General features: G+C 33.6%; 21 protein-coding genes. 11 read left to right on the top strand and 10 right to left on the bottom strand.

Annotation, left to right across the window (positions count from 1 at the left end):
• Window positions 1-32: 32 nt before the first annotated feature.
• On the bottom strand, window positions 33-1,109 hold the full coding sequence (locus ACNQGB_RS08090; protein WP_417944167.1) for a Ppx/GppA phosphatase family protein: 1,077 nt from the start codon (window positions 1,107-1,109) through the stop codon (window positions 33-35).
• 516 nt (window positions 1,110-1,625) lie between these two features.
• Here ACNQGB_RS08090 and ACNQGB_RS08085 point away from each other — a divergent pair.
• Both ACNQGB_RS08085 and ACNQGB_RS08080 read left to right on the top strand, forming a co-directional pair.
• Window positions 1,626-2,060 (top strand): DUF6526 family protein, encoded by a 435-nt coding sequence (locus ACNQGB_RS08085; RefSeq protein WP_417944168.1) that lies wholly within the window; start codon window positions 1,626-1,628, stop codon window positions 2,058-2,060.
• A 102-nt stretch (window positions 2,061-2,162) separates the two neighbouring features.
• On the top strand, window positions 2,163-2,732 hold the full coding sequence (locus ACNQGB_RS08080; protein WP_417944169.1) for a pentapeptide repeat-containing protein: 570 nt from the start codon (window positions 2,163-2,165) through the stop codon (window positions 2,730-2,732).
• Between the two features lie 4 nt (window positions 2,733-2,736).
• On the opposite strand, the gene ACNQGB_RS08075 is transcribed toward ACNQGB_RS08080, so the two are convergent.
• From ACNQGB_RS08075 to glyA, 9 genes are all read right to left on the bottom strand, one after another.
• Window positions 2,737-3,417, bottom strand: a complete 681-nt coding sequence (locus ACNQGB_RS08075; RefSeq protein ID WP_309757120.1) for an ABC transporter ATP-binding protein — start codon at window positions 3,415-3,417, stop codon at window positions 2,737-2,739.
• Between the two features lie 2 nt (window positions 3,418-3,419).
• Window positions 3,420-4,676, bottom strand: coding sequence for an ABC transporter permease (locus ACNQGB_RS08070; protein ID WP_417944170.1), 1,257 nt, complete (start codon window positions 4,674-4,676; stop codon window positions 3,420-3,422).
• Complete coding sequence (locus ACNQGB_RS08065; protein WP_417944171.1) at window positions 4,676-5,770, bottom strand: efflux RND transporter periplasmic adaptor subunit; 1,095 nt, start codon at window positions 5,768-5,770, stop codon at window positions 4,676-4,678. Before ACNQGB_RS08065 ends, ACNQGB_RS08070 begins: the two co-directional genes overlap by 1 nt.
• Window positions 5,771-5,896: 126 nt before the next feature.
• Window positions 5,897-6,280, bottom strand: a complete 384-nt coding sequence (locus ACNQGB_RS08060) for a GNAT family N-acetyltransferase (RefSeq protein ID WP_417944172.1) — start codon at window positions 6,278-6,280, stop codon at window positions 5,897-5,899.
• Window positions 6,281-6,421: 141 nt separating this feature from the next.
• A complete protein-coding gene (locus ACNQGB_RS08055) occupies window positions 6,422-8,218 on the bottom strand; it encodes an ATP-binding protein (RefSeq protein WP_417944173.1) in 1,797 nt (598 codons plus the stop codon).
• A gap of 10 nt (window positions 8,219-8,228) precedes the next feature.
• Window positions 8,229-8,681 (bottom strand): response regulator, encoded by a 453-nt coding sequence (locus tag ACNQGB_RS08050; RefSeq protein WP_309759543.1) that lies wholly within the window; start codon window positions 8,679-8,681, stop codon window positions 8,229-8,231.
• A 23-nt stretch (window positions 8,682-8,704) separates the two neighbouring features.
• Window positions 8,705-9,265: a helix-turn-helix domain-containing protein gene (locus ACNQGB_RS08045; RefSeq protein WP_417944174.1), complete on the bottom strand. Its 561-nt coding sequence runs from the start codon at window positions 9,263-9,265 to the stop codon at window positions 8,705-8,707.
• A 196-nt stretch (window positions 9,266-9,461) separates the two neighbouring features.
• Window positions 9,462-10,055, bottom strand: a complete 594-nt coding sequence (locus ACNQGB_RS08040; protein WP_417944175.1) for a MiaE family protein — start codon at window positions 10,053-10,055, stop codon at window positions 9,462-9,464.
• Window positions 10,056-10,189: 134 nt separating this feature from the next.
• On the bottom strand, window positions 10,190-11,464 hold the full coding sequence (gene glyA, locus ACNQGB_RS08035; RefSeq protein WP_417944176.1) for a serine hydroxymethyltransferase: 1,275 nt from the start codon (window positions 11,462-11,464) through the stop codon (window positions 10,190-10,192).
• 108 nt (window positions 11,465-11,572) lie between these two features.
• Here glyA and fahA point away from each other — a divergent pair, with 108 nt between their 5' ends.
• The 9 genes from fahA to ACNQGB_RS07990 all read left to right on the top strand — a co-directional run bounded on the left by fahA (window position 11,573) and on the right by ACNQGB_RS07990 (window position 22,119).
• Entirely contained in the window at window positions 11,573-12,856 is a 1,284-nt protein-coding gene (gene fahA, locus ACNQGB_RS08030; protein WP_417944177.1) for a fumarylacetoacetase, read from the top strand.
• A 156-nt stretch (window positions 12,857-13,012) separates the two neighbouring features.
• Window positions 13,013-14,197 carry a hypothetical protein gene (locus tag ACNQGB_RS08025; RefSeq protein ID WP_417944178.1) on the top strand — a complete coding sequence of 395 codons (1,185 nt, stop codon included), beginning with the start codon at window positions 13,013-13,015 and terminating at the stop codon, window positions 14,195-14,197.
• Window positions 14,198-14,670: 473 nt separating this feature from the next.
• A complete protein-coding gene (locus tag ACNQGB_RS08020) occupies window positions 14,671-15,288 on the top strand; it encodes a GNAT family N-acetyltransferase (RefSeq protein WP_417944179.1) in 618 nt (205 codons plus the stop codon).
• Between the two features lie 167 nt (window positions 15,289-15,455).
• Complete coding sequence (locus tag ACNQGB_RS08015) at window positions 15,456-16,649, top strand: argininosuccinate synthase (RefSeq protein WP_417944180.1); 1,194 nt, start codon at window positions 15,456-15,458, stop codon at window positions 16,647-16,649.
• 226 nt (window positions 16,650-16,875) lie between these two features.
• A complete protein-coding gene (gene argC, locus ACNQGB_RS08010; protein ID WP_417944181.1) occupies window positions 16,876-17,853 on the top strand; it encodes an N-acetyl-gamma-glutamyl-phosphate reductase in 978 nt (325 codons plus the stop codon).
• Between the two features lie 79 nt (window positions 17,854-17,932).
• Window positions 17,933-19,069, top strand: a complete 1,137-nt coding sequence (locus ACNQGB_RS08005; protein WP_417944182.1) for an aspartate aminotransferase family protein — start codon at window positions 17,933-17,935, stop codon at window positions 19,067-19,069.
• A 90-nt stretch (window positions 19,070-19,159) separates the two neighbouring features.
• Entirely contained in the window at window positions 19,160-20,104 is a 945-nt protein-coding gene (locus tag ACNQGB_RS08000) for an N-acetylornithine carbamoyltransferase (RefSeq protein WP_417944183.1), read from the top strand.
• Window positions 20,105-20,180: 76 nt separating this feature from the next.
• Window positions 20,181-20,966: an acetylglutamate kinase gene (gene argB, locus ACNQGB_RS07995; protein WP_417944184.1), complete on the top strand. Its 786-nt coding sequence runs from the start codon at window positions 20,181-20,183 to the stop codon at window positions 20,964-20,966.
• Window positions 20,967-21,048: 82 nt separating this feature from the next.
• The gene (locus ACNQGB_RS07990) at window positions 21,049-22,119 is read left to right on the top strand and encodes a M20 family metallo-hydrolase (RefSeq protein WP_417944185.1); all 1,071 of its coding nucleotides are present in this window, start codon (window positions 21,049-21,051) and stop codon (window positions 22,117-22,119) included.
• The last annotated feature ends 20 nt before the right edge of the window (window positions 22,120-22,139 follow it).

The following is a 22,139-nucleotide window of genomic DNA, read 5'->3' as shown; positions in this document are numbered from 1 at the left end:
AATTCATGGTCAAAGCATAGAACTAATAAAAATTACCAAACCTTTTTAACTTTTTTAGATCGCTCCGCAATGTAAGTTACTAGCCAAGCTATTTGCCCTTCTTTAGCAAAAAAAAGCTTTTTATTTTTTATATCTGGAATTGCTTCAAGGGTAACAAGTAGCATAGTACTTCCAGATATTAAATACTTTTGCGAGTATGTTTTAAGTACAGATTCTGCCTCTTTATCAGTCTTAGCTAATTCTTCAAACTTTTTGAAATTATTTTTTAAAACCGCATCAAAGTCCAGTACGTCTTCTATTGTGAATTTATTAAAACTTGCTTTTGCCGCTCCGTTAAAAAGTGTATAAAATGCCCAAACTGCTCCACCAGACATATACACTTTCTTTTTATCTAATGCTTCTGGATTTGTGGCATACATCGCATCTATTTGCTTTCTTAAAATAGGTAAAAAACCAAATGACTTTTCTTTAAATTCTGACAAATCATCTTTACTTGTAATTTTGATAACAGCTTCAGTTAGAGTAACAGTTCCGTAGCTTACAACTAGTGGAAAAAACACAAAAACATCATTATTTCGCACATCAACATAACCACCTTTAGTATTGCCACCTCCTATGTCTAAAATGACCGAGTTTGGGTATTCTTGCGGAGGTACGCAACCTTTTAACAGCATTTTCCCCTCTGTTTTTGCATCAACAAAATCTAGCGTTCTCGTAGTTGCTAAATATATTTTATCCGCCAGCACTTGAGTGTTTTTTGCCATAGCAACTCCGGAAGATCCAACAATAAAAATGTTTTCATTTTCAATTTCAAATTCATTCAGCATTTTTAAATAGTTAGTAATAACTGTTGCAACAGCTTTATCAATATCCTCTTTAGCTAGATTACCGTCTTTTGCAATCCCTTTTGCGATTCCAATGTTTTCTGTCCAAAACGATTTTACAGTATAGTCGCCTTTTTTAATATTGCCTACTTCTAGAACACTCATTTTAATTCCTTTGCTGCCAATTTCAATACCCCCATAAATATTAGATCCTTTTGCATCACTGTAAATACTAGTGCATAAAAATGCTATTATTCCAATTAGAAAATTTAGTTTTGAATTCATTTGTTTAGTTTAGTTTAGTTTTTTTTTTGCTTTTCGTTTTAATATGTCATTTCATAAATAAGACAAGTCTTTAGAAAATGGGAAATGCAAATCGTCTATTTTATGTTGTTGTAAACCAAAGCTTTGATCAAAACACATACTAAAAAGAACAGATATTGTTGTGGAATATGATGCATTTTACATTTCAATAATTTTACTATTTATAGAAATATTGGTCAAATGAAAGGAAAAAATATTAGTAATACTTTTCTTTTCTTTGTACTACATATATAGTCGTTGAAATACATTTTTTGTAGTGATTTTGCCAAAAAACCGTGAATTTTGAAACAAAAAAGTTAAAAATAAATCTTATAATTCCGTAAAAAGTCATTTAGATCTATAAAATTTTTAAATAAAGTAAGGTTTTAGACAAACATTGCCTTCCTAAAATAATACTTAAGTATTTTGATTTATTTTTTAAAACCTCCCGCGTAATTCAAATTAGTAGTTTTACAGTACCTTTAAAAAAAACTACACATGAAAACGCAATCGTATAAGAACCATATCCGCTTTTACCCGCCACATCATTTTATTTATTACCCAATAATATTGGCTTTTTTATCATTTAGTATCTATTTTGCGTTTACCACAGAGGACGTGATTGTATGGTCATTTTTAAGCGCAATTTTTGTAGTTCTCTTTTGTTTGGCTTTTATGCTACGCCAACATTACGCCTTAACATTACAAAACCGAATTGTGCGCCTGGAACTAAGATATCGTTATCTTGCTACAACCGCAGAACGATTTGAGAAATTTGAAAATCAATTAAATGACGACCAAATATTTGCCTTGCGCTTTGCCCCAGATGAAGAACTCCAAAATCTGGTAGTAAGAACTTTGAATGAAAACCTTACTGGAAAAGATATTAAAAAAGCAATTATAAATTGGAAAGCAGATCACGAAAGAGTATAAAATATTCAAGTTATTTACAAATACTCTACTCCTTACAGCGCATTAATTTTGTTCCTTTACAGAATTAAATAGTGAACTTCACCTTGACTATAAATTTTTTAAATGGCAGAATATTTTCTAGATATCGAATACAAAAGCATCACTTACGGTGAAGAGGAAGTTAATTTTAAAGAATTTGAATGCTGTACGTTTACTAAATGTAATTTCTCGCAGTGCGTATTTCTTTCTGTAACATTTATAGATTGTACCTTTAACGAATGTATTTTTAGCAACGCCAAAATAAATTATGTAGCCTTTAGAACTGTAACTTTCAATAAATGCGAAATTAAAGATGTTAATTTTGCTATGTGCGATAAATTAATTTTTGAAATTGCGTTTAAGAATTGCGTATTGGATTTTTCCAAGTTTTATACTCTAAAATTAAAAGGAACTTCTTTTACCAATTGTAGCCTCGTCGCAGTAGATTTCATGAGCACAGATTTAACCGAAGTGCTCTTTGAAAACTGTGATTTATACCGCTCTGAATTTGCAAAAGCTATTGCCAACAAAGCAAATTTTAAAACTAGTTTCAATTACACCATAGATCCTAAAACAACTAAATTAAAAAAAGCAGTATTTGCTTTAGAGGGTTTGAAAGGATTGCTCTATAAACATGAAATTATAGTGAAATAGTACTTTAAGAAATTATTTTCCCATCTTCCATAGTAATAATTCTATTCGTTTTTTGGGCAAAATCAGTATCGTGGGTAACCACTAATAAACTCTGATTTTTCTCCTGAGTCAACTTATTGAAAATATCAAAAACCAAATCACTGTTTCTCTTGTCTAAATTTCCTGTAGGCTCATCCCCCATTATAATCAACGGGTCGTTTATCAAAGCACGCGCAATTGCCACGCGCTGTTTTTGTCCGCCGCTCAATTGATTTGGCATTTTCAGCGCCTGATCTCCCATATCCAGTGTTTTCAAATGTTCCATGGCACGATGCTCTAATTCTTTATCAGAATATCTAGCTAATTTCATCCCCGGAAGCATTACATTTTTCAGCACATTATATTCTGCCAGTAAGTAATGAAACTGAAATACAAAACCTATTTTTTCATTTCTGATTAATGCTAATTCTCTGTCGGTTTTTCCAGTTACAAGTTCGTTATTAATCAATATCTGACCGTCATAATCCGTATCCATCGTAGAAAGTAAATACAACAAAGTCGACTTCCCACAACCCGACTTTCCTACTATAGAAACAAACTCACCATGATTAACACGCATGCTAATTTCCTTTAAAACTTGGAATTTTACAGGATCGTAAAAATATTTACTTAATCCAATTGTCTCTAAAACTGTGTTTTTTTCCATCTTTATTTTCCTCTGATAATTTCTACTGGATCCACTTTACTGGCTTTTAAAGCAGGAAAAAGTCCGGCAATGGTCGTTGTAAACAATGCAAAAGTAATCCCGATACCATAATATATCGGATTGTAATTGATAGGATAGGTTTTCACTGTGGGTAACGAAGCCGTTTCAAACGGAATAACATCAATAATTGAAGAGAAAACATAGCCAAACAGCAATCCAAACAATCCTCCAGCAAGTCCTATGATGATAGAAAGCGAAACAAAAATCCATTTTACATCATTCCCGGAAAATCCCGTGGCTTTCAAAATCGCAATACTGTCCATTTTTTCATAAATCATCATGTTCAGAATATTATAAATCCCAAAACCGGCAACAATCAGCAATACTACGCCAACGGCATAGGAAATGATACTTCGTACCGTACTTCCGGTTTCAAACTGAGAATTTGCGGTTTTGTAATCAATTGTATCCAGATCAAAAGTATTCTGAAACTCTTTTGCAACAGCAGATACAGAAGTTATATCATATAAATTGAGTTGAATATCCGTGATATAATTTGTAGGCTTTCCCAGTATTTTTTGGGCTGTAGCCAAAGAAGTATAACTCGTGATATTATCGATTTCTACAATTCCAATTTCGGAAATACCCACAATTTTAAGCGAAGCTAAATTCCCTTTAGAAGTGGTAATTTTAATGATATCTCCTTTGGTAAGTAACATTTTATCTGACAAGCCTTTCCCGATAATAATACTATTATTCTGAAGTAAGTCATCTACTTTTCCATCTATAATATAATCGCTGATCTTAAATAATTTATCTTCAGATAAAACGTCAACTCCATTTATTATTCCTGAAATCTCAATAGTTCCCGAATTAAAAAAAACAGATGTTGTCACCTTTGGTGCAACATCAATAATCCGTGGATCTTGTTTTAAAACTGCCAAAATTGTTTTACTGTTGTAGATTGATTTTCCACGGTCTTTTGGTTTAATCGAACGAACAAAATTGATGTTTTTTTTTAAGGCGTCGGACAAAAAAACGGGTTGATTTTCTGAAGGTTTAATTTCGTTGTATAGCAGCACATGTGGCGTTCTGTTGAGCATTAAGCCATCCAGTAAATCATTTAACCCATTCATAAAACTGACCAAAGCAATAAACATGGCGATACTGAACGTTACGCCAATAGCAGCGACAATCGTTTGTTTAAATCGTGCACGAAGCAAATGCAATGCAATATTCAAAATGAGTTTAAAGTTCATTATTTGGCTTTATAAATTATTTCATTTGCAGTTAATCCCGATACTATTTCTACTTTTTGATAATCACTCAAACCTATTTTTACTTCCCGTTTTTCGTCTTTATTTACTAAAACATATTTGCCTTGAATTAAATATATTTTAGGAATCGTAATAGCATTTTTCTTTACCTGAATGATAATATTGGCTTCGGCTGTAAGATTTGGGTAGAGTTTCTCGGGCGGTTTTATAAAATGTGCTTCGATTTTAAAAGTACGGGAACGCTCATTCATTATCGGATAAATTTTATCAATTATGGCCTCAAAAACTTGCCCTTTATAACTATCCATTGTCACCAATACTTTTTGTCCAATGTTCACGCGAACCATATCATTTTCATCTACTTCGAGTTCTAATAAAAATGAATTTTCCTGACCAATTATTGCTAAAGGAGTTTGTGGTGTAACTAACGTTCCTTCTTTAACCAAGACATCAAACAGCTTTCCGGAAAAGGCGCTTTTGACGCTAAAATCACTTTGGGATTTCTGATTGATTTTTAGGTTGACGCTATTTCTACTTTGATCATTCTTTAATTGGGCTTTGAGTTGTGACAATTGTTTTTTAGCCGATTCGTAATTAATTTTAGAACTTTTAAATGCTAATTCGACCCTTTCAAAATCAACTTCCGAAATTCCTCCCTGATTTCTGATGTTTTTATTTCGGTTATAAATGGATTCGTCTAATGTCAATTTGTCTCTGCTTGACTGGACTTTCATTTCCATTTCGGCAATTTTATCTTGAATATAACGACTGCTTTCCAGACTTAATTGATAGGCTAATCGCGCATTCTCTGTATTCAACTCTGCTTTATCACTTTCCAGTTCAAATAATGACTGACCTTTAGTGATAGATTGACCTGCGATAACATTTACTTTTTGTAATGTGCCGTTTACGGTAGCATAAACAGTGTACTGCCCATCTGCTTTTATAACTCCGGAAGCATAAACACTTTCCGTAACTTCTCCTACTGTAGGTCTAATTTCTTCTGTTTCATTTTTGGAACAAGAAAGCAAAATAAGACTTGATAAACAAAATAGTAATCGTAATTTAAAACTCATTTCGCTTCGTATTTAAATGTACAGGTTGTTGTAAATTCTCCCCATAAATATACGACAATATACATGTTGAAGTAAAATTCATTGTTGTAAAATTATGAGATAAAAAACGCCGCGAAATAAGGATAATTAAAGTTTCTTTTCCATTTTGTAATCTTCCATTTTGTAGCCATGGTCTAATAGAATTTCTTCATCTAAAACCACTTCAATTCCTATTTTTTTATAAAACGAAATCGCTTTATTGAATTGTTTCACTTTTAATGAAACTACAATCGATTGGTTTTCTACGGCTAAGTTTTCTACGGCTTCAATCAGTAACTTTCCGGCTGCTTTTCCTTGTGCTTCAGGCAACAAATAGATTTTATGAAGGCGCGTACATTTTTGGTTTAAATAATTATGTTCATACGAAGTAATACCTAGACAGACTTCTCCCTCATTTACCAAAAGAAAATGATGTCCTTTATCGTTTAAATTTTCAAGAAGAGTTTTCTCTGAGTAAAACAAATCGAGCATATAATCAATTTGCTCTTTCGATAAAATAGAACCGTATGTATCCGGCCATGATTTACAGGCAATTTCTCGAAAGTTTTAAAGTCCTGTATTGCAGCTTCAGCGAGTAATAGCACTATGTTTATTGGCAATAAATTATTGAAATTAAAGCAATTCTCCTTTTGGAATAAAAATATAGAATTTAGCTCCAACATTTGGTTTTGCTTTTACTTTAATGAAACCTTTATGATTTTCCACAATTCTGCTACAAATTGCTAATCCAAGTCCTGTTCCTGAATATTTTGGATTGGTTTCTAAACGTTTAAACAATAGAAATATCTTATCTGAATATTCTTGTTTAAAGCCAATTCCATTATCAGAAACCATAATCTTATGATAATCATTTTTATTGGCGATTTTATAATCTAGCATTTCTTTTACTGTAATTTTATTGGCAGTAATACTCACATGCGGGATACCCTCTTCCTTACTATACTCCAAAGCATTAGAAATTAAATTAATAAAAAGCTGTTTAATTTGGAAAGGAATTGCTTTAATGGTAGGTAAATTTCCAATAGCGATATGGGCATTTTTATCATCAATAGTTGAGGATAAATCTTGAAGTACTTCCTCCAAAACTTTGTTTAGATTTGTTTCAACAAAAACTTTATCCCCTTTTATTGTTCTGGAATAATCAACCAAATCAATTAATAAAGTTTGCATTCTATTTGCCGTAAACCGAATTTTAGAAAAATAGTCTTTACCTTGTTGAGAAAGTAAATTCAATTCGTTTTCTTCAAATCTTGAAATAAACATTTGAATTTTTCGTAGTGGTTCTTGCAAGTCATGACTCACAATATTGTTAAATGCCTCCAGTTCAGTATTGATATATTTAAGCTCTTTGTTATTTTCCTCTAACTCTAGTGTTTTTTTATATTGATTGGTGATATCATAGTTTACCCCAATTTTAATTAGCTCTCCAGCTCCATTTGTTGTAAAACTACCTACAGCAATGATGTATTTAATAATTCCATCTGGAGTCAAATACCGAAACACCATAGAGGTCGCTTGGTGGTTTATTAACGAATCCGTATGCACTTGGGTTACATATGCTAAATCATCCGGATGAATATATTTGCTGGTGTTTTCTAAATTAGGTTCAAAAGCGTTAGGCTCCACTCCCATCAAACGAAAAATATTATCCGAAAATGAGTATTTACTAGTTTCAACATTGACCATCCAATGACCAAAACCTGCTGTCATTTCTGCAGTGTTATAGGACTCATTCAATAATTTTAACTGATCATTTGCTTTTTTAAGTTCCTCAATATCAACATTCATTTTTTGGAAGGAAAGCAACAATATCAAAAGAGAAAGAATAACCAATAAAAAGGCTGTAATAATGGAGTCACGCAATTCAAATTGATGATTGTTATTTTCAAATTTCGTTTTTATACTCTCTGAAAATATGATTTTTGTCACAAAGGATTGCATCTTTTCTGTAATAGTACTACTCTCCAGTAACATCTGATTTATGGCGAGCGGACCAGACTTTTTACTTTGTGCCAGCAGTAATGTCCTTCTGAATAACTTGAATTTAAGATCAATCAGTTTTTTTAAGCGGTCAATATCATTGTATCGAGCGCTATCATTTTTTGTTAAGAGCTCTAGCTTTGTTACGCTTTCTGCGATTTTACCTCTATTTAAAAAGCGGTCTTCAATATACCTGTCTTCTTTTGTGATAATGTAACTGCGCAAATTCATCTCGTAATTACTAATTACTGATAAAAGTTTTTCTAATTCGAGTTGCGTTTGGTTTGAATTTGAAATTAATTCAACGGTTGAGTCCAACTTTTTCATTTGGGAATAAAACATAGAAGCGATATAGCAAACAACAACAATTGCAATAGCTAAAGCTATTTTAAACACTTGTGAGTTTTTATATAGTCCAAGAATTTTCATTTACTCCTTGTTAAATGCTAAAGAAAAATGTTTCAATATTTAACCCTGAAGTGTGAAACTGCCAATTCATATTGACCACCTCTTTGATCACTTTTTTCAGTTCAGAAAAATCATTAGGTTTTTTAATGTAGATATTCGCCCCTTCAATAAAGGTATCTTCAATGTCTTTTTCTGATGAGGATGTAGAATATATTGCTATTGAAACATCTTTAAAACGAGCATTAGATCTAATTTCTTTGAGACAATCAATACCTGTTTTTCCGGGCATGTTTAAGTCTAGAAACAAAACATGAGGCAACTTAATTTCAGGATGTACCAAATAATCCATAAGATCATTTCCATCTTTAAATAGAGTCAACTTATTATTCATTTTAAGCTCTTGTATAGCTTCACTAAAAAAAGTGCGATCATCTTCGTCATCGTCAGCTAAAAGAATATGCATTGAATCTTGGTGTGTAAGCATAAATGGGTGTTTTTGTAACTTAATTAATCATTGTTAGATAATTTTCTCTTTTTACCTACTATTCTTTTGAACATGGAGGGTGTCAATCCAGTAACTTTTTTAAACTGGGTTGATAAATATGCCACACTGCTGTAGTTTAATTCATGAGAAACTTCAGTTAAGGTGAGTTTTTCTTCAATTATCATTTTCTTAGCGCGTTCTATTTTTTGAATAATTATAAAATTCTCTATCGAAGTAAATGTATATTCAGAAAAAACATTAGTAAGATACCCGTATCTAAAGTTCAATTTATCAGACAAGTATTGCGAAATGGTAACATTAGGAAACTTATCTTTTTCATAGACAATTTCAATAATAGCATCTTTAATTTTTTGAATTAATTGCCCTTTTGGGTTATCAATAATTTGTATTCCATACTTTGACAAACTCACTTGGAGTTCAGTCAAAACATCTTCAGAAACAGTATCCGCAATTTCAATTTGTCCTAAATCCAGCAATTGATATTTAATATCAAATTTCTCTAATTGTTCTTGTAATATTGCTTTACATGCAATATTTCCATCATAATTAAAATTGAGTTTCATATCAATAAACAAGTGTTAAAGTTAAAATTAAAGCCTAAAGAAAATCAAAAAATACTAATCTACCAACAATTCATTTACTTTAATACTAAAATCTGGATTGATTAGAATATATTCAATTAATACCCTAACTGGCGGGATACTTATATTCATTTGCTGTAAATAAAAAGTTATAGAAAACACAAACTACACATTGAAATTACCCGTGAATTGTTTCATTTTTACCATAATTTTTTATGATATTTTCTTCAAATGAAAGCCATTCTCTCCAACGTTTTTCAACGTCAATTCCTACGCCATATTTTCGAGCATAGGTAATAAAAGTAGTATAATGTCCCGCTTCACTCTCCATTAAATTTCTATAAAAAACAGCTAATTCTTCATCTTGAATGTTTTCAGAAAGTACTTTGAAACGCTCACAACTTCTGGCTTCTATCATTGCAGAAAACAATAATCGTTCCACTAAACTGGATACTCTGCTCCCATCACTGCTTTTTTTCATGTATAAATACAGTTCATTCACATACTCATCTTTGCGTTCTCGACCCAGTTTCAAGCCTCGTTTGACAATAATGTTATGTACTTGCTCAAAATGATCGATTTCTTCTTTGGCTAGAGCCAATAAATCCCGCACTAAATCTTGATGCTCTGAATTGTGAGTGATGATTGTAATTGCATTTGTAGCAGCCTTTTGTTCGCACCAAGCATGATCCGTCAGGATTTCTTCAATGTTTTTTTCTACAATATTAACCCATCTAGGATCGGTTGGTAATTTTAATCTTAGTACTGACATTTTAAAATTAGTTTAAGGTTTAAAAAATTGTTTAAAGTTTAAGATTCTCCTGAAAACGAAAAGAGTTTAAAGTTCTAACTTTTGCACAATACAAAACTTTAAACTTTAAACTCTTTAAACTTTTAAACAAAAGTTTAGAAAACAAAAATACCTCTTTCGCTCATCATTTCGTTTACTTCATTGGCAACTGCCTCAATAACCTCTTCGTTTGTATGATCTAGCAATACTCTGTCAATTAAGGCTACAATAGTTTCCATATCTTCTTCAACAAGACCACGAGTGGTAATAGCTGCCGTTCCTACACGAATTCCTGAAGTTACAAATGGTGATTTATCATCAAATGGAACCATGTTTTTATTTACGGTAATTTCTGCTTTTACAAGAGCATTCTCAGCCTCTTTTCCAGAAATATTTTTATTTCTTAAATCAATCAACATCATGTGATTGTCTGTTCCGCCTGAAATGATTTCATAGCCTCTTTTTACAAAAGCATCAGCCATTGCATTTGCATTTTTTTGTAATTGCAAAGCATACGTAAAAAATTCATCTTTTAATGCTTCTCCAAAAGCAACTGCTTTGGCTGCAATAATATGCATTAATGGACCTCCTTGATTCCCTGGAAAAACAGCCAGGTCCAATAAAGAAGACATCATTCTGATTTCCCCTTTTGGAGTGGTTAAACCAAATGGATTTTCGAAATCTTTACCCATTAAGATTAAACCTCCGCGAGGACCACGTAATGTTTTGTGTGTGGTTGTCGTTACAATATGGCAATGTGGCAATGGATCATTCATCAAACCTTTGGCGATAAGCCCCGCAGGATGCGAAATATCAGCCAATAAGATTGCTCCGACGCTATCAGCAATGACTCTAAAACGCTCAAAATCCATATCACGAGAATACGCCGAAGCTCCTGCAATAATCAATTTTGGTTGTTCTTGAGTGGCTATTTCTTGTATTTTATCATAATCTAATCGTCCTGTTGCTGGATCTACACCATAAAAGGAAGGAGTGTACAAACGACCTGAAAAATTAACTGGTGAACCGTGGGTAAGGTGTCCCCCATGAGACAAATCAAAACCTAAAATTTTATCTCCAGGTTTAATACAGGCGTGGTAAACCGCAGTATTTGCTTGTGAGCCAGAGTGAGGCTGCACATTTGCGTACGCTGCTCCAAATAATTCTTTGGCTCTATCAATAGCAATTTGTTCTACAACATCAACTACTTCGCAACCTCCGTAGTATCTTTTGCCAGGATATCCCTCGGCATATTTATTCGTTAAAACAGAACCCGCAGCTTCCATCACTTCGTCACTTACGAAGTTTTCTGATGCAATAAGTTCTAATCCGTGAATTTGTCTTTCTTGTTCTTCTAGAATAAGGTCAAAAATTTGTTCGTCGCGTTGCATTTTTTTGATTTTCGTTAATTTGATGCAAAAATACAAAAAAACGTTTGGTAAATAGTTAGATTATGATATATTTGATGAGTAATTTTTTAACAAAATAATTAACAAAATATGCCGATAACAGCTAACGATACCAATAGAAAATCATGGTTAGAAGTACCTGCCGATAGTGATTTCCCTATTCAAAACATACCTTTTGGAGTTTTTCTAACCAAAGAAAATATAGTAACTGTAGGAACAAGAATTGGTGATTTTGCCATTGACCTTGGTGCCTTACAACAATTAAATTATTTTGAAGGCATTGAACTTACAGATGATATGTTCATGCAAGATACTTTGAATGATTTTATTTCAGATGGTCAAAAAACATGGCGTTTGGTTCGGAATCGAATTGCAGAACTTTTTGATGCCACAAACCCGAAATTACAAAATAATGCAAAAGATCTTGACATTATCATTTTTAGAATGGAAGATGTTGAAATGCAACTACCGGTATTAATTGGGGATTATACTGATTTTTACTCTAGTAAAGAACACGCTACAAACGTAGGAAAGATGTTCCGCGACCCAGAAAATGCATTATTGCCTAACTGGCTTCACATTCCCGTAGGCTACCACGGCAGAAGTTCTTCCATTGTTCCTTCTGGAATTCCGGTTCACAGACCAATGGGACAAACACTACCAAATGGAGAAACTACACCGGTTTTTGGACCTTCACGTTCTGTAGATTTTGAATTGGAGACCGCATTCATAACAACCGATGTAAATATCATGGGCGAAAATATAGCGGTCACTGAAGCTGAAGATTATATTTTCGGAATGGTTTTATTGAATGATTGGAGTGCTCGTGACATTCAAAAATGGGAATATGTACCATTAGGTCCATTTTTAGCTAAGAATTTTGCTAGCTCTATTTCCCCTTGGATTGTTACTATGGATGCATTGGAACCGTTTAGAACGAAAGGACCCAAACAAGAACCTACTCCACTTCCCTACTTACAACAAAAAGGAAAACATTCTTTTGATATCAACTTAGAAGTAGCCATTCAACCTGAAAATGCAAAACCAAAGGTTGTTTCTCATTCTAATTTTAAATATTTATATTGGTCTATGTGCCAGCAATTAGCGCACCATACTTCTAATGGATGCCGAGTAAACTCTGGAGATATGATGGGTTCTGGGACTATTTCCGGTCCTACCGAAGATAGTTTTGGTTCTATGTTAGAATTAACTTGGGGCGGAAAAAATCCGATAAAAATGAGTGACGGAACTGAGCGTAAGTTTATCAATGATAATGATACCGTAATTATGAAAGGCTACTGTCAAAACGGTCAGGTCCGCATTGGTTTTGGTGAAGTATCAAGTAAACTCCTTCCTCCTTTTGTAAGACCATAAAAATTATAATTTATATATTTAAACCTAACATTTAGTCTATTTTTGTTAGGTTTTTTTTTGGCATTGTTTTTGGATTTTCAAAAATCGAAAATCAAATTATCTGCTTAAAACAAATAGGAAAAACAAGTCAAATTCAAATACATAATTCTACAGCTTATGAAAAAAATTACTCTTTTATTATCCTTGTTTCTCCTTTTTAGCGCTTGTGGCGTGAAACAAACTCAAAACCTATTGAGCTCTGGAAACTACGATCAAGCCATAGACAATGCTGTATCTAATTTGCGTAGCAATAAAGATAAAAAAGGCAAACAAGATTATGTGTATTTGCTAGAAGAGGCGTTCGCCAAAGCAAAAGAGCGTGATTTGAATGCCCTTAATTTATTAACCAAAGAGGCTAATCCTGCACAACTGGAAAAAATGTACACTACTTATGTACAATTGAATTCCCGTCAGGAAAAAATTAAACCGGTTCTCCCTTTAAAACTCATTAAAGAAGGCCGAAATGCAATCTTTCCTTTTGATAATTATAACGATCAAATCATCAGTAGTAAAAATGCTTTATCAGCTTATTTATATGCCAATGCCAAAAAATTAATGGTGACTTCAGATAAAATGAATTACCGAAAAGCATTTGATGATTTAGAGTATTTGAATCAAATCAATCCAAATTATAAAAATGTTTTGCAACTCATGGATGAAGCTAAATTTAAAGGTTCTGATTATGTTTCGGTTTATACAAAAAATGAAACCAACATGATTATTCCTCAGCGTTTGCAGAATGACCTATTGGATTTTAGCACTTTGGGGTTAAACGACAAATGGACCGTTTACAATAGCAACAGACAAAAAGGAATTGATTACGACTATGGAATGGTAATCAATTTTAGACAAATTTATATTTCACCCGAACAAATTAAGGAACGAGAATTTGTAAAAGAACGCGTGATAAAAGACGGTGTAAAAAAACTAATTGATGCCAATGGAAAAGAAGTACTAGACGAAAAAGGCAAAGTAGTTATGGTAGATAACCTGATTACCGTTGCTGCCAGAATATATGAATTCCGCCAATTTAAGTCATGCCAAATAACAGCCAAAATTGATTACATTAACTTTAAAAACAATCAATTGTTGCAATCGTTCCCACTAACTAGCGAATTCATTTTCGAAAATATTTATGCCACGTGCAAAGGAGACCGTCGTGCCTCAGATGATAATTATTTCTCTTATTTTGATAGAAGAGCAGTTCTTTTTCCTTCAAGTGAACAAATGGTTTACGATACTGGCGAAGACTTGAAAGCAAAAATTAAAGACATAATCACTCGCAACCGATTTAGAAACTAGTAGTCTAAATTACATTAAATCCAATAGAACTCCTTGATAATCAATTATGTTAAGGAGTTTTTTTTTGAAAAAAAATCAACAATCCGTTGGTATTTTGTTAGAAAACTTAAAAATGAATTGAATAGCTAAAAATAAGTGTACTTTTGCTGCAATGAATAATACAAGTTTACATATTACTACTTTGTCACGGACAAACAGACTTATGACTTCGCCCGAAGTACGGATGCTATCGCTATAGTACCCAAGACCTGTTTCGTATTTTTATTCATTTTTCATTTTTTCTGTTTTGAACTTACCGTTATTTTACATTGGATTCTTATATCCAAAAACAAACGCATTTACATCTATATTGTACTTTATTTCAGTTACTTACAACAAAGTAACCTGTTTTAAAGCATGAAATACATGTAACACAAACTCGTCTCAGATTTCATTACACTATTCTTTTCTAACTTTAAAATTCTACTTTTAAAATGAATATTTCCATCGTCACAACTCAGGAAGAGCACTACAAATACGCAATAGAAATTTGCGAAACAATAGAACTTTCGGCACTTTTAAGAGGTACCGGAATAGCTAAAAGAACGCCTGAGTATATCCAGAAAAAAATGGAAACCAAAGATGCCGTTATTGCACTAGAAAATGGGAAATTTGCAGGTTTTTGTTATATCGAGAGTTGGCAACATGGCAAGTTTGTAGCTCATTCTGGCTTGATCGTTCATCCCGATTATAGAAATCTTGGTTTGGCAAAAAAAATAAAATCATTTGTGTTTGATTACTCACTTAAAAAATATCCAGAAGCAAAAGTTTTCGGAATTACAACAGGCTTAGCAGTAATGAAAATAAATTCTGATTTGGGTTACAAACCAGTTCCTTTTTCAGAGCTTACAAATGACCCTAGCTTTTGGAAAGGCTGCCAAACATGCACTAATTATGAAATATTAAAAAGCAAAGAAAACAAAATGTGCTTGTGTACCGGCATGCTATATGATCCAAATGAAAAACCAAAAGACACTCCTAAACATCCTTTCAATATCCGGATTTGGAACCGTTTGAAGAAAATAAAACAAGCGGTATTTTTAGATAAATAAATCCACTCCTCGCCCGAATCTTCAGGACTTCAAAAAGAGAAGGGAGACAAGAGAGATAAATATAGAAAAAATCACATCAAATAATATTCCCTTTTGCCACTGTTGGCTCCCCCTCCTTCGGACGGTCCCGAAGCTTCGGGAGGGGGGAGGAAAAATAAATAAAGAAAATGAAAAAAGTAGTATTAGCATATAGTGGAGGTCTTGATACTTCCTACTGCCTGAAATATTTAAAAAATGAAAAAGGTTTTGAAGTTCACACAGTCCTTGTAGATACCGGTGGATTTACTGCTGAAGAACTAGAAAGTATAACAACAAGAGCGTATGAACTTGGAAGTGCAAAGCACACTAATCTTACCATTGTAGATAAATATTATGATAAAGCCATCAAGTATTTAATTTTTGGAAATGTATTAAAAAACAATACCTATCCACTTTCTGTGAGCGCTGAACGTGTTTTTCAAGCTATCGAAGCCATTAAATATGCAAAATCTGTTGGTGCTAACGCCATTGCTCACGGAAGTACTGGCGCTGGAAATGACCAAATTCGTTTTGATTTAATTTTCCAAACTATCGCACCCGAAATTGAAATCATCACTCCTATTCGAGATTTGAAATTATCAAGACAGGATGAAGTTGATTATTTAGCTAAAAACGGAGTTTCCTATTCTTGGGAAAAAGCACAATATTCTATTAATAAAGGATTGTGGGGAACAAGTGTTGGCGGAAAAGAAACTTTAACATCACATCAAGCGCTACCTAGCGATGCTTATCCTTCTCAATTGGTAAAAGAGGGCGAAGAAAAAGTAACATTAGAATTTTTAAAAGGAGAATTAGTAGCTGTAAATGGCATCAAAGAAAAACCTTCGGCTAATATTGTTACTCTTGAAAAACTGGCTAATGCTTACGCAATCGGTAGAGACATTCACGTAGGTGATACCATTATTGGCATTAAAGGAAGAGTAGGTTTTGAAGCTGCCGCACCTTTAATCATCATCAAAGCGCACCATTTATTAGAGAAACACACACTAGGAAAATGGCAGCAATATTGGAAAGAACAACTCGGCAACTGGTACGGAATGCTGTTTCATGAAGGACAATTTCTCGACCCTGTGATGAGAAATATCGAAACTTTTCTGCAAGACACTCAACACACTGTAAACGGAAAAGTGACTGTTACACTAAAACCCTATCATTTTTCGCTTGACGGAATCGAATCTGAAAATGATCTAATGAATACGAGTTTTGGACAATACGGAGAAATGAACAATGCATGGACCTCTGATGATGCCAAAGGATTTATCAAAATTCTTGGAAATGCTCAAAACATATTTTCATCAGTAAATAAGGAAACATACGAGTGATAAATAGTGTTTTTTTTTAGGAGCAGAAATATTTTGCATTTTCAGAAATAGTGTCCCGCTTTACGCTACAATCTTTTCCTTTTTGAAAAGAAAAGGAAAAGGATTTTCACTGCAATCGGGGCTAAAGAGAAAAATAGTGCTTTTTTAGAAAAATAAAAAGAGTAATATCCAATCTGTGGAAATCAGTAAAAACTGTGACAAAAATAATTCGAAAAAATAAAAAATTATGATTACTATCGGTATAATAGGTGGATCAGGATATACAGCAGGAGAGTTAATTAGAATTCTAATGTTTCATCCTCACGCAACAATTGATTTTGTTTTCAGTACAACAAATGCTGGAAAGCCGCTTTCTGTGGCGCACCACGATTTACTCGGGGATATCGAAATGAATTTTACTGATACCGTGAATCCAAATGTGAATGTGGTTTTCTTATGTTTAGGTCATGGAAAATCAAAATCATTTTTAGAACAAAATCAATTTGCTAGTCATACTAAAATTATTGATTTAGGAAATGATTTCAGGTTGACAAAAGACAAAGAATTCAATGAAAAGTCTTTTGTTTATGGTTTACCTGAATTGAACAAAGCAGCCATTAAAAACGCTCAATTTATTGCAAATCCAGGTTGTTTTGCAACAGCAATTCAGTTGGCATTACTGCCTTTGGCGAAAGCCGGAATACTCACAACCGATGTTCATATCAATGCTACAACAGGAAGTACGGGAGCCGGAGTTACACCTTCAGAAACAACACATTTTAGCTGGAGATCAAACAACATGTCACATTACAAAGCTTTTGAACACCAACATCTAGGGGAAATTAACCAAAGTGTCCAGCAATTGCAAGCGGATTACGCAAACGAACTGATTTTTGTACCCAACAGAGGTGATTTTGCCAGAGGAATATTCGCCACATTATACACAACAATCGAAGAAAGTCTAGAAGATATAGTTGCAAAATATGAGACTTATTACCACGACCAACCTTTTGTTACGGTTACGACCACAGCAATCAACATGAAACAAGTGGTTCAAACCAATAAATGCATTATTAGTTTACTGAAAAAAGGAAACCGGTTATTGATAACTTCAGTAATCGATAATTTAACAAAAGGAGCTTCAGGACAAGCCATACAAAACATGAATATAATGTTTGGTTTGGATGAAACCACAGGATTGCATTTGAAACCAAGCGGATTCTAAAAATTTGTTTCAAGTTTCAAATTTCAGGTTGCTCACGTAACTTGAAACTTGAAACCTTAAACCATTTAAACAAAAAAAAATGAACTTATTTGACGTTTACCCATTATACAGCATCACACCAGTAAAGGCGCTAGATTGCACTATTACAGACGAAAACGGAGTGGAATATTTAGATTTATACGGCGGTCATGGCGTAATTTCCATTGGGCATACCCAACCAGATTATGTCAAAGCCTTAAAAAAACAGTTAGACAACATCAGTTTCTATTCAAATGCGATTCAGAATCCACTTCAAGTAGCATTAGCCCAAAAGTTAGGAAAACTTTCAGGATTAGAGGACTACACTTTATTCTTGTGCAGTTCTGGAGCAGAAGCCAATGAAAACGCTTTGAAATTGGCCTCGTTTCACAACCATAAATCGCGAGTAATTGCTTTTGAGAATTCCTTTCATGGAAGGACTTCGGCAGCAGTTGCAGTGACTGACAATAAAAAAATTGTGGCGCCAATCAATGCGCAGCAAATTGTTACTTTTTTACCATTAAACAACATCGAATTGGTTGAAAACGAACTCAAAAAAGGTGATGTTTCTTCGGTAATAATTGAAGGTATTCAAGGAGTAGGCGGTTTAGACCAAGGTACCACAGAATTTTTTCAGGATTTAGAAAAAATATGCGCAGCTTATGATGTTGTTTTAATTCTAGACGAAGTACAATCAGGATACGGAAGAAGCGGAAAGTTTTTTGCCCACCAACATCATGATATCAAAGCCGATATAATTTGTTTGGCAAAGGGAATGGGTAACGGTTTTCCTATTGGTGGAATTATGATTTCTCCAAAATTCACAGCGAGTTACGGATTATTAGGAACTACTTTTGGAGGAAACCATCTAGCTTGTGCAGCCGGAATTGCAGTTTTGGACGTCATGGAAAAGCAACAATTAATGGATAATGTAAATGACGTTTACGCCTATTTTCTGGAAGCAATCAAACAAATCCCCGAAGTAATTCAAGTAAAAGGAAGAGGATTAATGCTGGGCGTAGAATTTGATTTTGACGTAAGTACACTTCGTAAAAAAATGATTATCGACAAACATATTTTTACAGGAAATGCAAACAACAAAAACTTACTGCGAATTTTACCTCCTTTAACAATTACAAAACCAGCAATCGAACTGTTTATAAAGGCTTTAAAAGAAGCTTTAGTAGAGATTCAATAACATAAAGTAATACTCCTTGTAATTAAACTTAAAAAACTAAAAATTAAGTAGCTATTATAAAATTAGTAAGACTTCTTAAAAAACAAAATCATGAATTACAACGCTATCAATACTATAGATGTACTGGAAAAATGGGTTAAAAAAGCCTTAAAAATCAAGAACAAACCACTCAAAAATAAAAAGTTAGGTAAAAACAAAACACTAGGATTATTGTTTTTCAATTCAAGTTTAAGAACTCGATTGAGTACGCAAAAAGCGGCCTTAAATTTAGGGATGAATGTCATGGTAATGAACTTTACCAATGAAGGTTGGACCTTAGAATTTGAAGAAGGTGCTGTAATGGACTCGGGAGCCTCAGAGCATATAAAAGAGGCAGCCGCTGTTGTTTCTCAATATTGTGACGTCATTGCTATAAGAGCATTTGCTGGATTGGTTGATAAAGAAAAAGACAATGCCGAAATAGTACTGTCTAGTTTTATAAAATATGCAACGGTTCCTATTATTAATATGGAGAGCGCCACGGGACATCCATTACAAGCGCTGGCTGATGCTATTACCATTGAAGAATTTAAACCCAAACACCGACCCAAAGTGGTATTAACATGGGCACCACACCCTAAAGCGTTACCTCAAGCTGTTGCCAATTCTTTTGTAGAAATGATGCAGTTACAAAAAAATATGGATTTTGTAATCACTCATCCAAAAGGATATGAATTGAATCCTGAAATTACAAAAGATTCAAAAATTGAATACGATCAAGAGAAAGCCTTTGAAAACGCTGATTTTATTTATGCCAAAAACTGGAGTAATTATATTGAATACGGACAAATTACAAATTCTGATCCAGACTGGACCGTAACAGCTGATAAAATGAAATTAACTAACGATGCCAAGTTTATGCATTGTTTGCCCGTAAGGCGTAATATGATCGCATCAGATGAGGTGATTGATGGTCCAAACTCAATTGTGATTGAACAAGCTAATAATAGAACGTTCGCGGCACAATTAGTGCTTCAAAAAATATTAAAAAAATAAGGCCCTGAGATGCAAAGGTTCTAAGACACTAAGTCCTCAGAACCATTGTATCTGAGAACCTCAGAACCTTTTTTAAATGGAAAATAAAAAAACGATAACGATAATAAAAATTGGTGGAAATATCATTGATAACCCGATGGAATTGGCTTATTTTTTAATAGATTTTTCTAAGATTGAAGGCTATAAAGTACTCGTTCATGGCGGTGGAAAATCAGCTACAAAATTAGCCGAAAGTATGGGTTTAGTTCCACAAATGATTGATGGAAGACGCATCACCGATGCCGCCATGCTAGAAGTTGTAGTCATGATTTATGCTGGCCTAATCAACAAAAATATCGTAGCACAATTACAAGCCAATTCCACCAATGCAATTGGTTTTTCGGGAGCTGACGGGAATTTAATTCAATCAGACAAACGAAATCATCCCACAATAAATTATGGTTTTGTAGGTGATGTCAATCAAGTGAATACACCCTTACTAGAAACGTTACTTTTAAACAATCTAGTACCCGTATTTTGCGCCATAACACACGATGGCAACGGACAATTATTAAACACTAACGCAGACACCATTGCCAGTGAATTAGCAATCGCTTTATCAGAAGTTTTTGAGGTAACTTTGAATTACTGTTTTGAAAAACCAGGAGTTCTATTCGATGCCGAAGACGATTCTTCAGTTATTGAAAACATAAATCCCGAATTATATGCAAAATTAAAAGCAGAAAAAGCCATACATTCCGGAATGATTCCCAAACTGGACAACTGTTTTAATAGTTTAAACAAAGGAGTTCAAAAAATAAAAATAGGGCATCACCGCATGCTGCAAGATGCAACGGCAATTTGTACAAATATCAAATTATAAAAAGTGAAACACAAGTCTCACCGATTTTGAAAAAATTTCTTTTCAATTTTAAAAAATCTGTGAATCTGTGGCTAAAATAAGTATGAAAAACATAGAAATCCTTACAAAAGAAGCCATTGCGCTATTAAAGGCACTGATTGAAACACCTTCATTTTCCAGTGAAGAAGAACAAACATCACTTTTAATCGAAAATTGGTTTACACAAAATAACATCCCTTTTAAACGCGAGAACAATAATGTTTGGGCTTTCAATCAACATTTTGATGCAACAAAACCTACGCTATTATTGAATTCTCACCACGACACGGTAAATCCAAATCAAGGCTATACCAATGATCCTTTTCAAGCCATTGAAAAAAAGGGTAAATTATTTGGTTTAGGCAGCAATGATGCTGGAGGATGTTTGGTTTCTCTTTTAGCCACTTTTGTCCATTTTTATTCCAATGAAAATTTACCTTATAATTTGGTGATGGTAGCCTCAGCCGAAGAGGAAAGTAGTGGGAAAAACGGCTTAAACAGCGTGTTGAAACATTTACCAGATCTGGATTGTGCCATTGTAGGGGAACCCACTTTAATGCAATTGGCCATAGCCGAAAAAGGTTTATTAGTTCTCGATGTCATCGTAAAAGGTACCGCCAGTCATGCCGCACATCAAAATCTTGATAATTCCATTTACAAAGCAATTCCAGTAATCGACTGGTTTAACAGCTACAATTTCGAAAAAATTTCAGAGGTTTTAGGTCCTGTTAAAATGACCGTAACCCAAATTAACGCCGGAAAACAACACAATGTAGTTCCTGCAGAATGCCATTTGGTTGTAGATATCAGGGTAAATGATTGTTATAGCAATCAAGAAATTCTAGATACAGTAAGAGCAAATGTTACTGCAGAAATTAATCCAAGATCCATGCATTTAAACGCTTCTTCTATTCCTGTTTCTCACGGATTGGTGCAGGCCGGAATCGCATTAGGAAGAACCACCTACGGCTCGCCCACCCTTTCAGATCAATCGGTTTTGAATTGCAAATCATTGAAACTAGGACCTGGCGAAACCCTGCGGTCACACTCCGCAAACGAATTTATATTTATACATGAAATAACAGAAGGAATCCAACTGTATATCAAAATACTAACTGATTTTTTCAAACAATAAAATGATTAGGAGCTAATCCC

The sequence above is a fragment of the Flavobacterium frigidum genome, from assembly GCF_048286795.2.
This window is presented reverse-complemented; position numbering and strand designations above follow the sequence as displayed.

Coding starts and splice junctions, on each gene's coding strand:
- ACNQGB_RS08090 (WP_417944167.1), bottom strand. CDS start 1,109: ATGAATTCAAAACTAAATTTTCTAATTGGAATAATAGCATTTTTATGC.
- ACNQGB_RS08085 (WP_417944168.1), top strand. CDS start 1,626: ATGAAAACGCAATCGTATAAGAACCATATCCGCTTTTACCCGCCACAT.
- ACNQGB_RS08080 (WP_417944169.1), top strand. CDS start 2,163: ATGGCAGAATATTTTCTAGATATCGAATACAAAAGCATCACTTACGGT.
- ACNQGB_RS08075 (WP_309757120.1), bottom strand. CDS start 3,417: ATGGAAAAAAACACAGTTTTAGAGACAATTGGATTAAGTAAATATTTT.
- ACNQGB_RS08070 (WP_417944170.1), bottom strand. CDS start 4,676: ATGAACTTTAAACTCATTTTGAATATTGCATTGCATTTGCTTCGTGCA.
- ACNQGB_RS08065 (WP_417944171.1), bottom strand. CDS start 5,770: ATGAGTTTTAAATTACGATTACTATTTTGTTTATCAAGTCTTATTTTG.
- ACNQGB_RS08060 (WP_417944172.1), bottom strand. CDS start 6,280: ATGCTCGATTTGTTTTACTCAGAGAAAACTCTTCTTGAAAATTTAAAC.
- ACNQGB_RS08055 (WP_417944173.1), bottom strand. CDS start 8,218: ATGAAAATTCTTGGACTATATAAAAACTCACAAGTGTTTAAAATAGCT.
- ACNQGB_RS08050 (WP_309759543.1), bottom strand. CDS start 8,681: ATGCTTACACACCAAGATTCAATGCATATTCTTTTAGCTGACGATGAC.
- ACNQGB_RS08045 (WP_417944174.1), bottom strand. CDS start 9,265: ATGAAACTCAATTTTAATTATGATGGAAATATTGCATGTAAAGCAATA.
- ACNQGB_RS08040 (WP_417944175.1), bottom strand. CDS start 10,055: ATGTCAGTACTAAGATTAAAATTACCAACCGATCCTAGATGGGTTAAT.
- glyA (WP_417944176.1), bottom strand. CDS start 11,464: ATGCAACGCGACGAACAAATTTTTGACCTTATTCTAGAAGAACAAGAA.
- fahA (WP_417944177.1), top strand. CDS start 11,573: ATGCCGATAACAGCTAACGATACCAATAGAAAATCATGGTTAGAAGTA.
- ACNQGB_RS08025 (WP_417944178.1), top strand. CDS start 13,013: ATGAAAAAAATTACTCTTTTATTATCCTTGTTTCTCCTTTTTAGCGCT.
- ACNQGB_RS08020 (WP_417944179.1), top strand. CDS start 14,671: ATGAATATTTCCATCGTCACAACTCAGGAAGAGCACTACAAATACGCA.
- ACNQGB_RS08015 (WP_417944180.1), top strand. CDS start 15,456: ATGAAAAAAGTAGTATTAGCATATAGTGGAGGTCTTGATACTTCCTAC.
- argC (WP_417944181.1), top strand. CDS start 16,876: ATGATTACTATCGGTATAATAGGTGGATCAGGATATACAGCAGGAGAG.
- ACNQGB_RS08005 (WP_417944182.1), top strand. CDS start 17,933: ATGAACTTATTTGACGTTTACCCATTATACAGCATCACACCAGTAAAG.
- ACNQGB_RS08000 (WP_417944183.1), top strand. CDS start 19,160: ATGAATTACAACGCTATCAATACTATAGATGTACTGGAAAAATGGGTT.
- argB (WP_417944184.1), top strand. CDS start 20,181: ATGGAAAATAAAAAAACGATAACGATAATAAAAATTGGTGGAAATATC.
- ACNQGB_RS07990 (WP_417944185.1), top strand. CDS start 21,049: ATGAAAAACATAGAAATCCTTACAAAAGAAGCCATTGCGCTATTAAAG.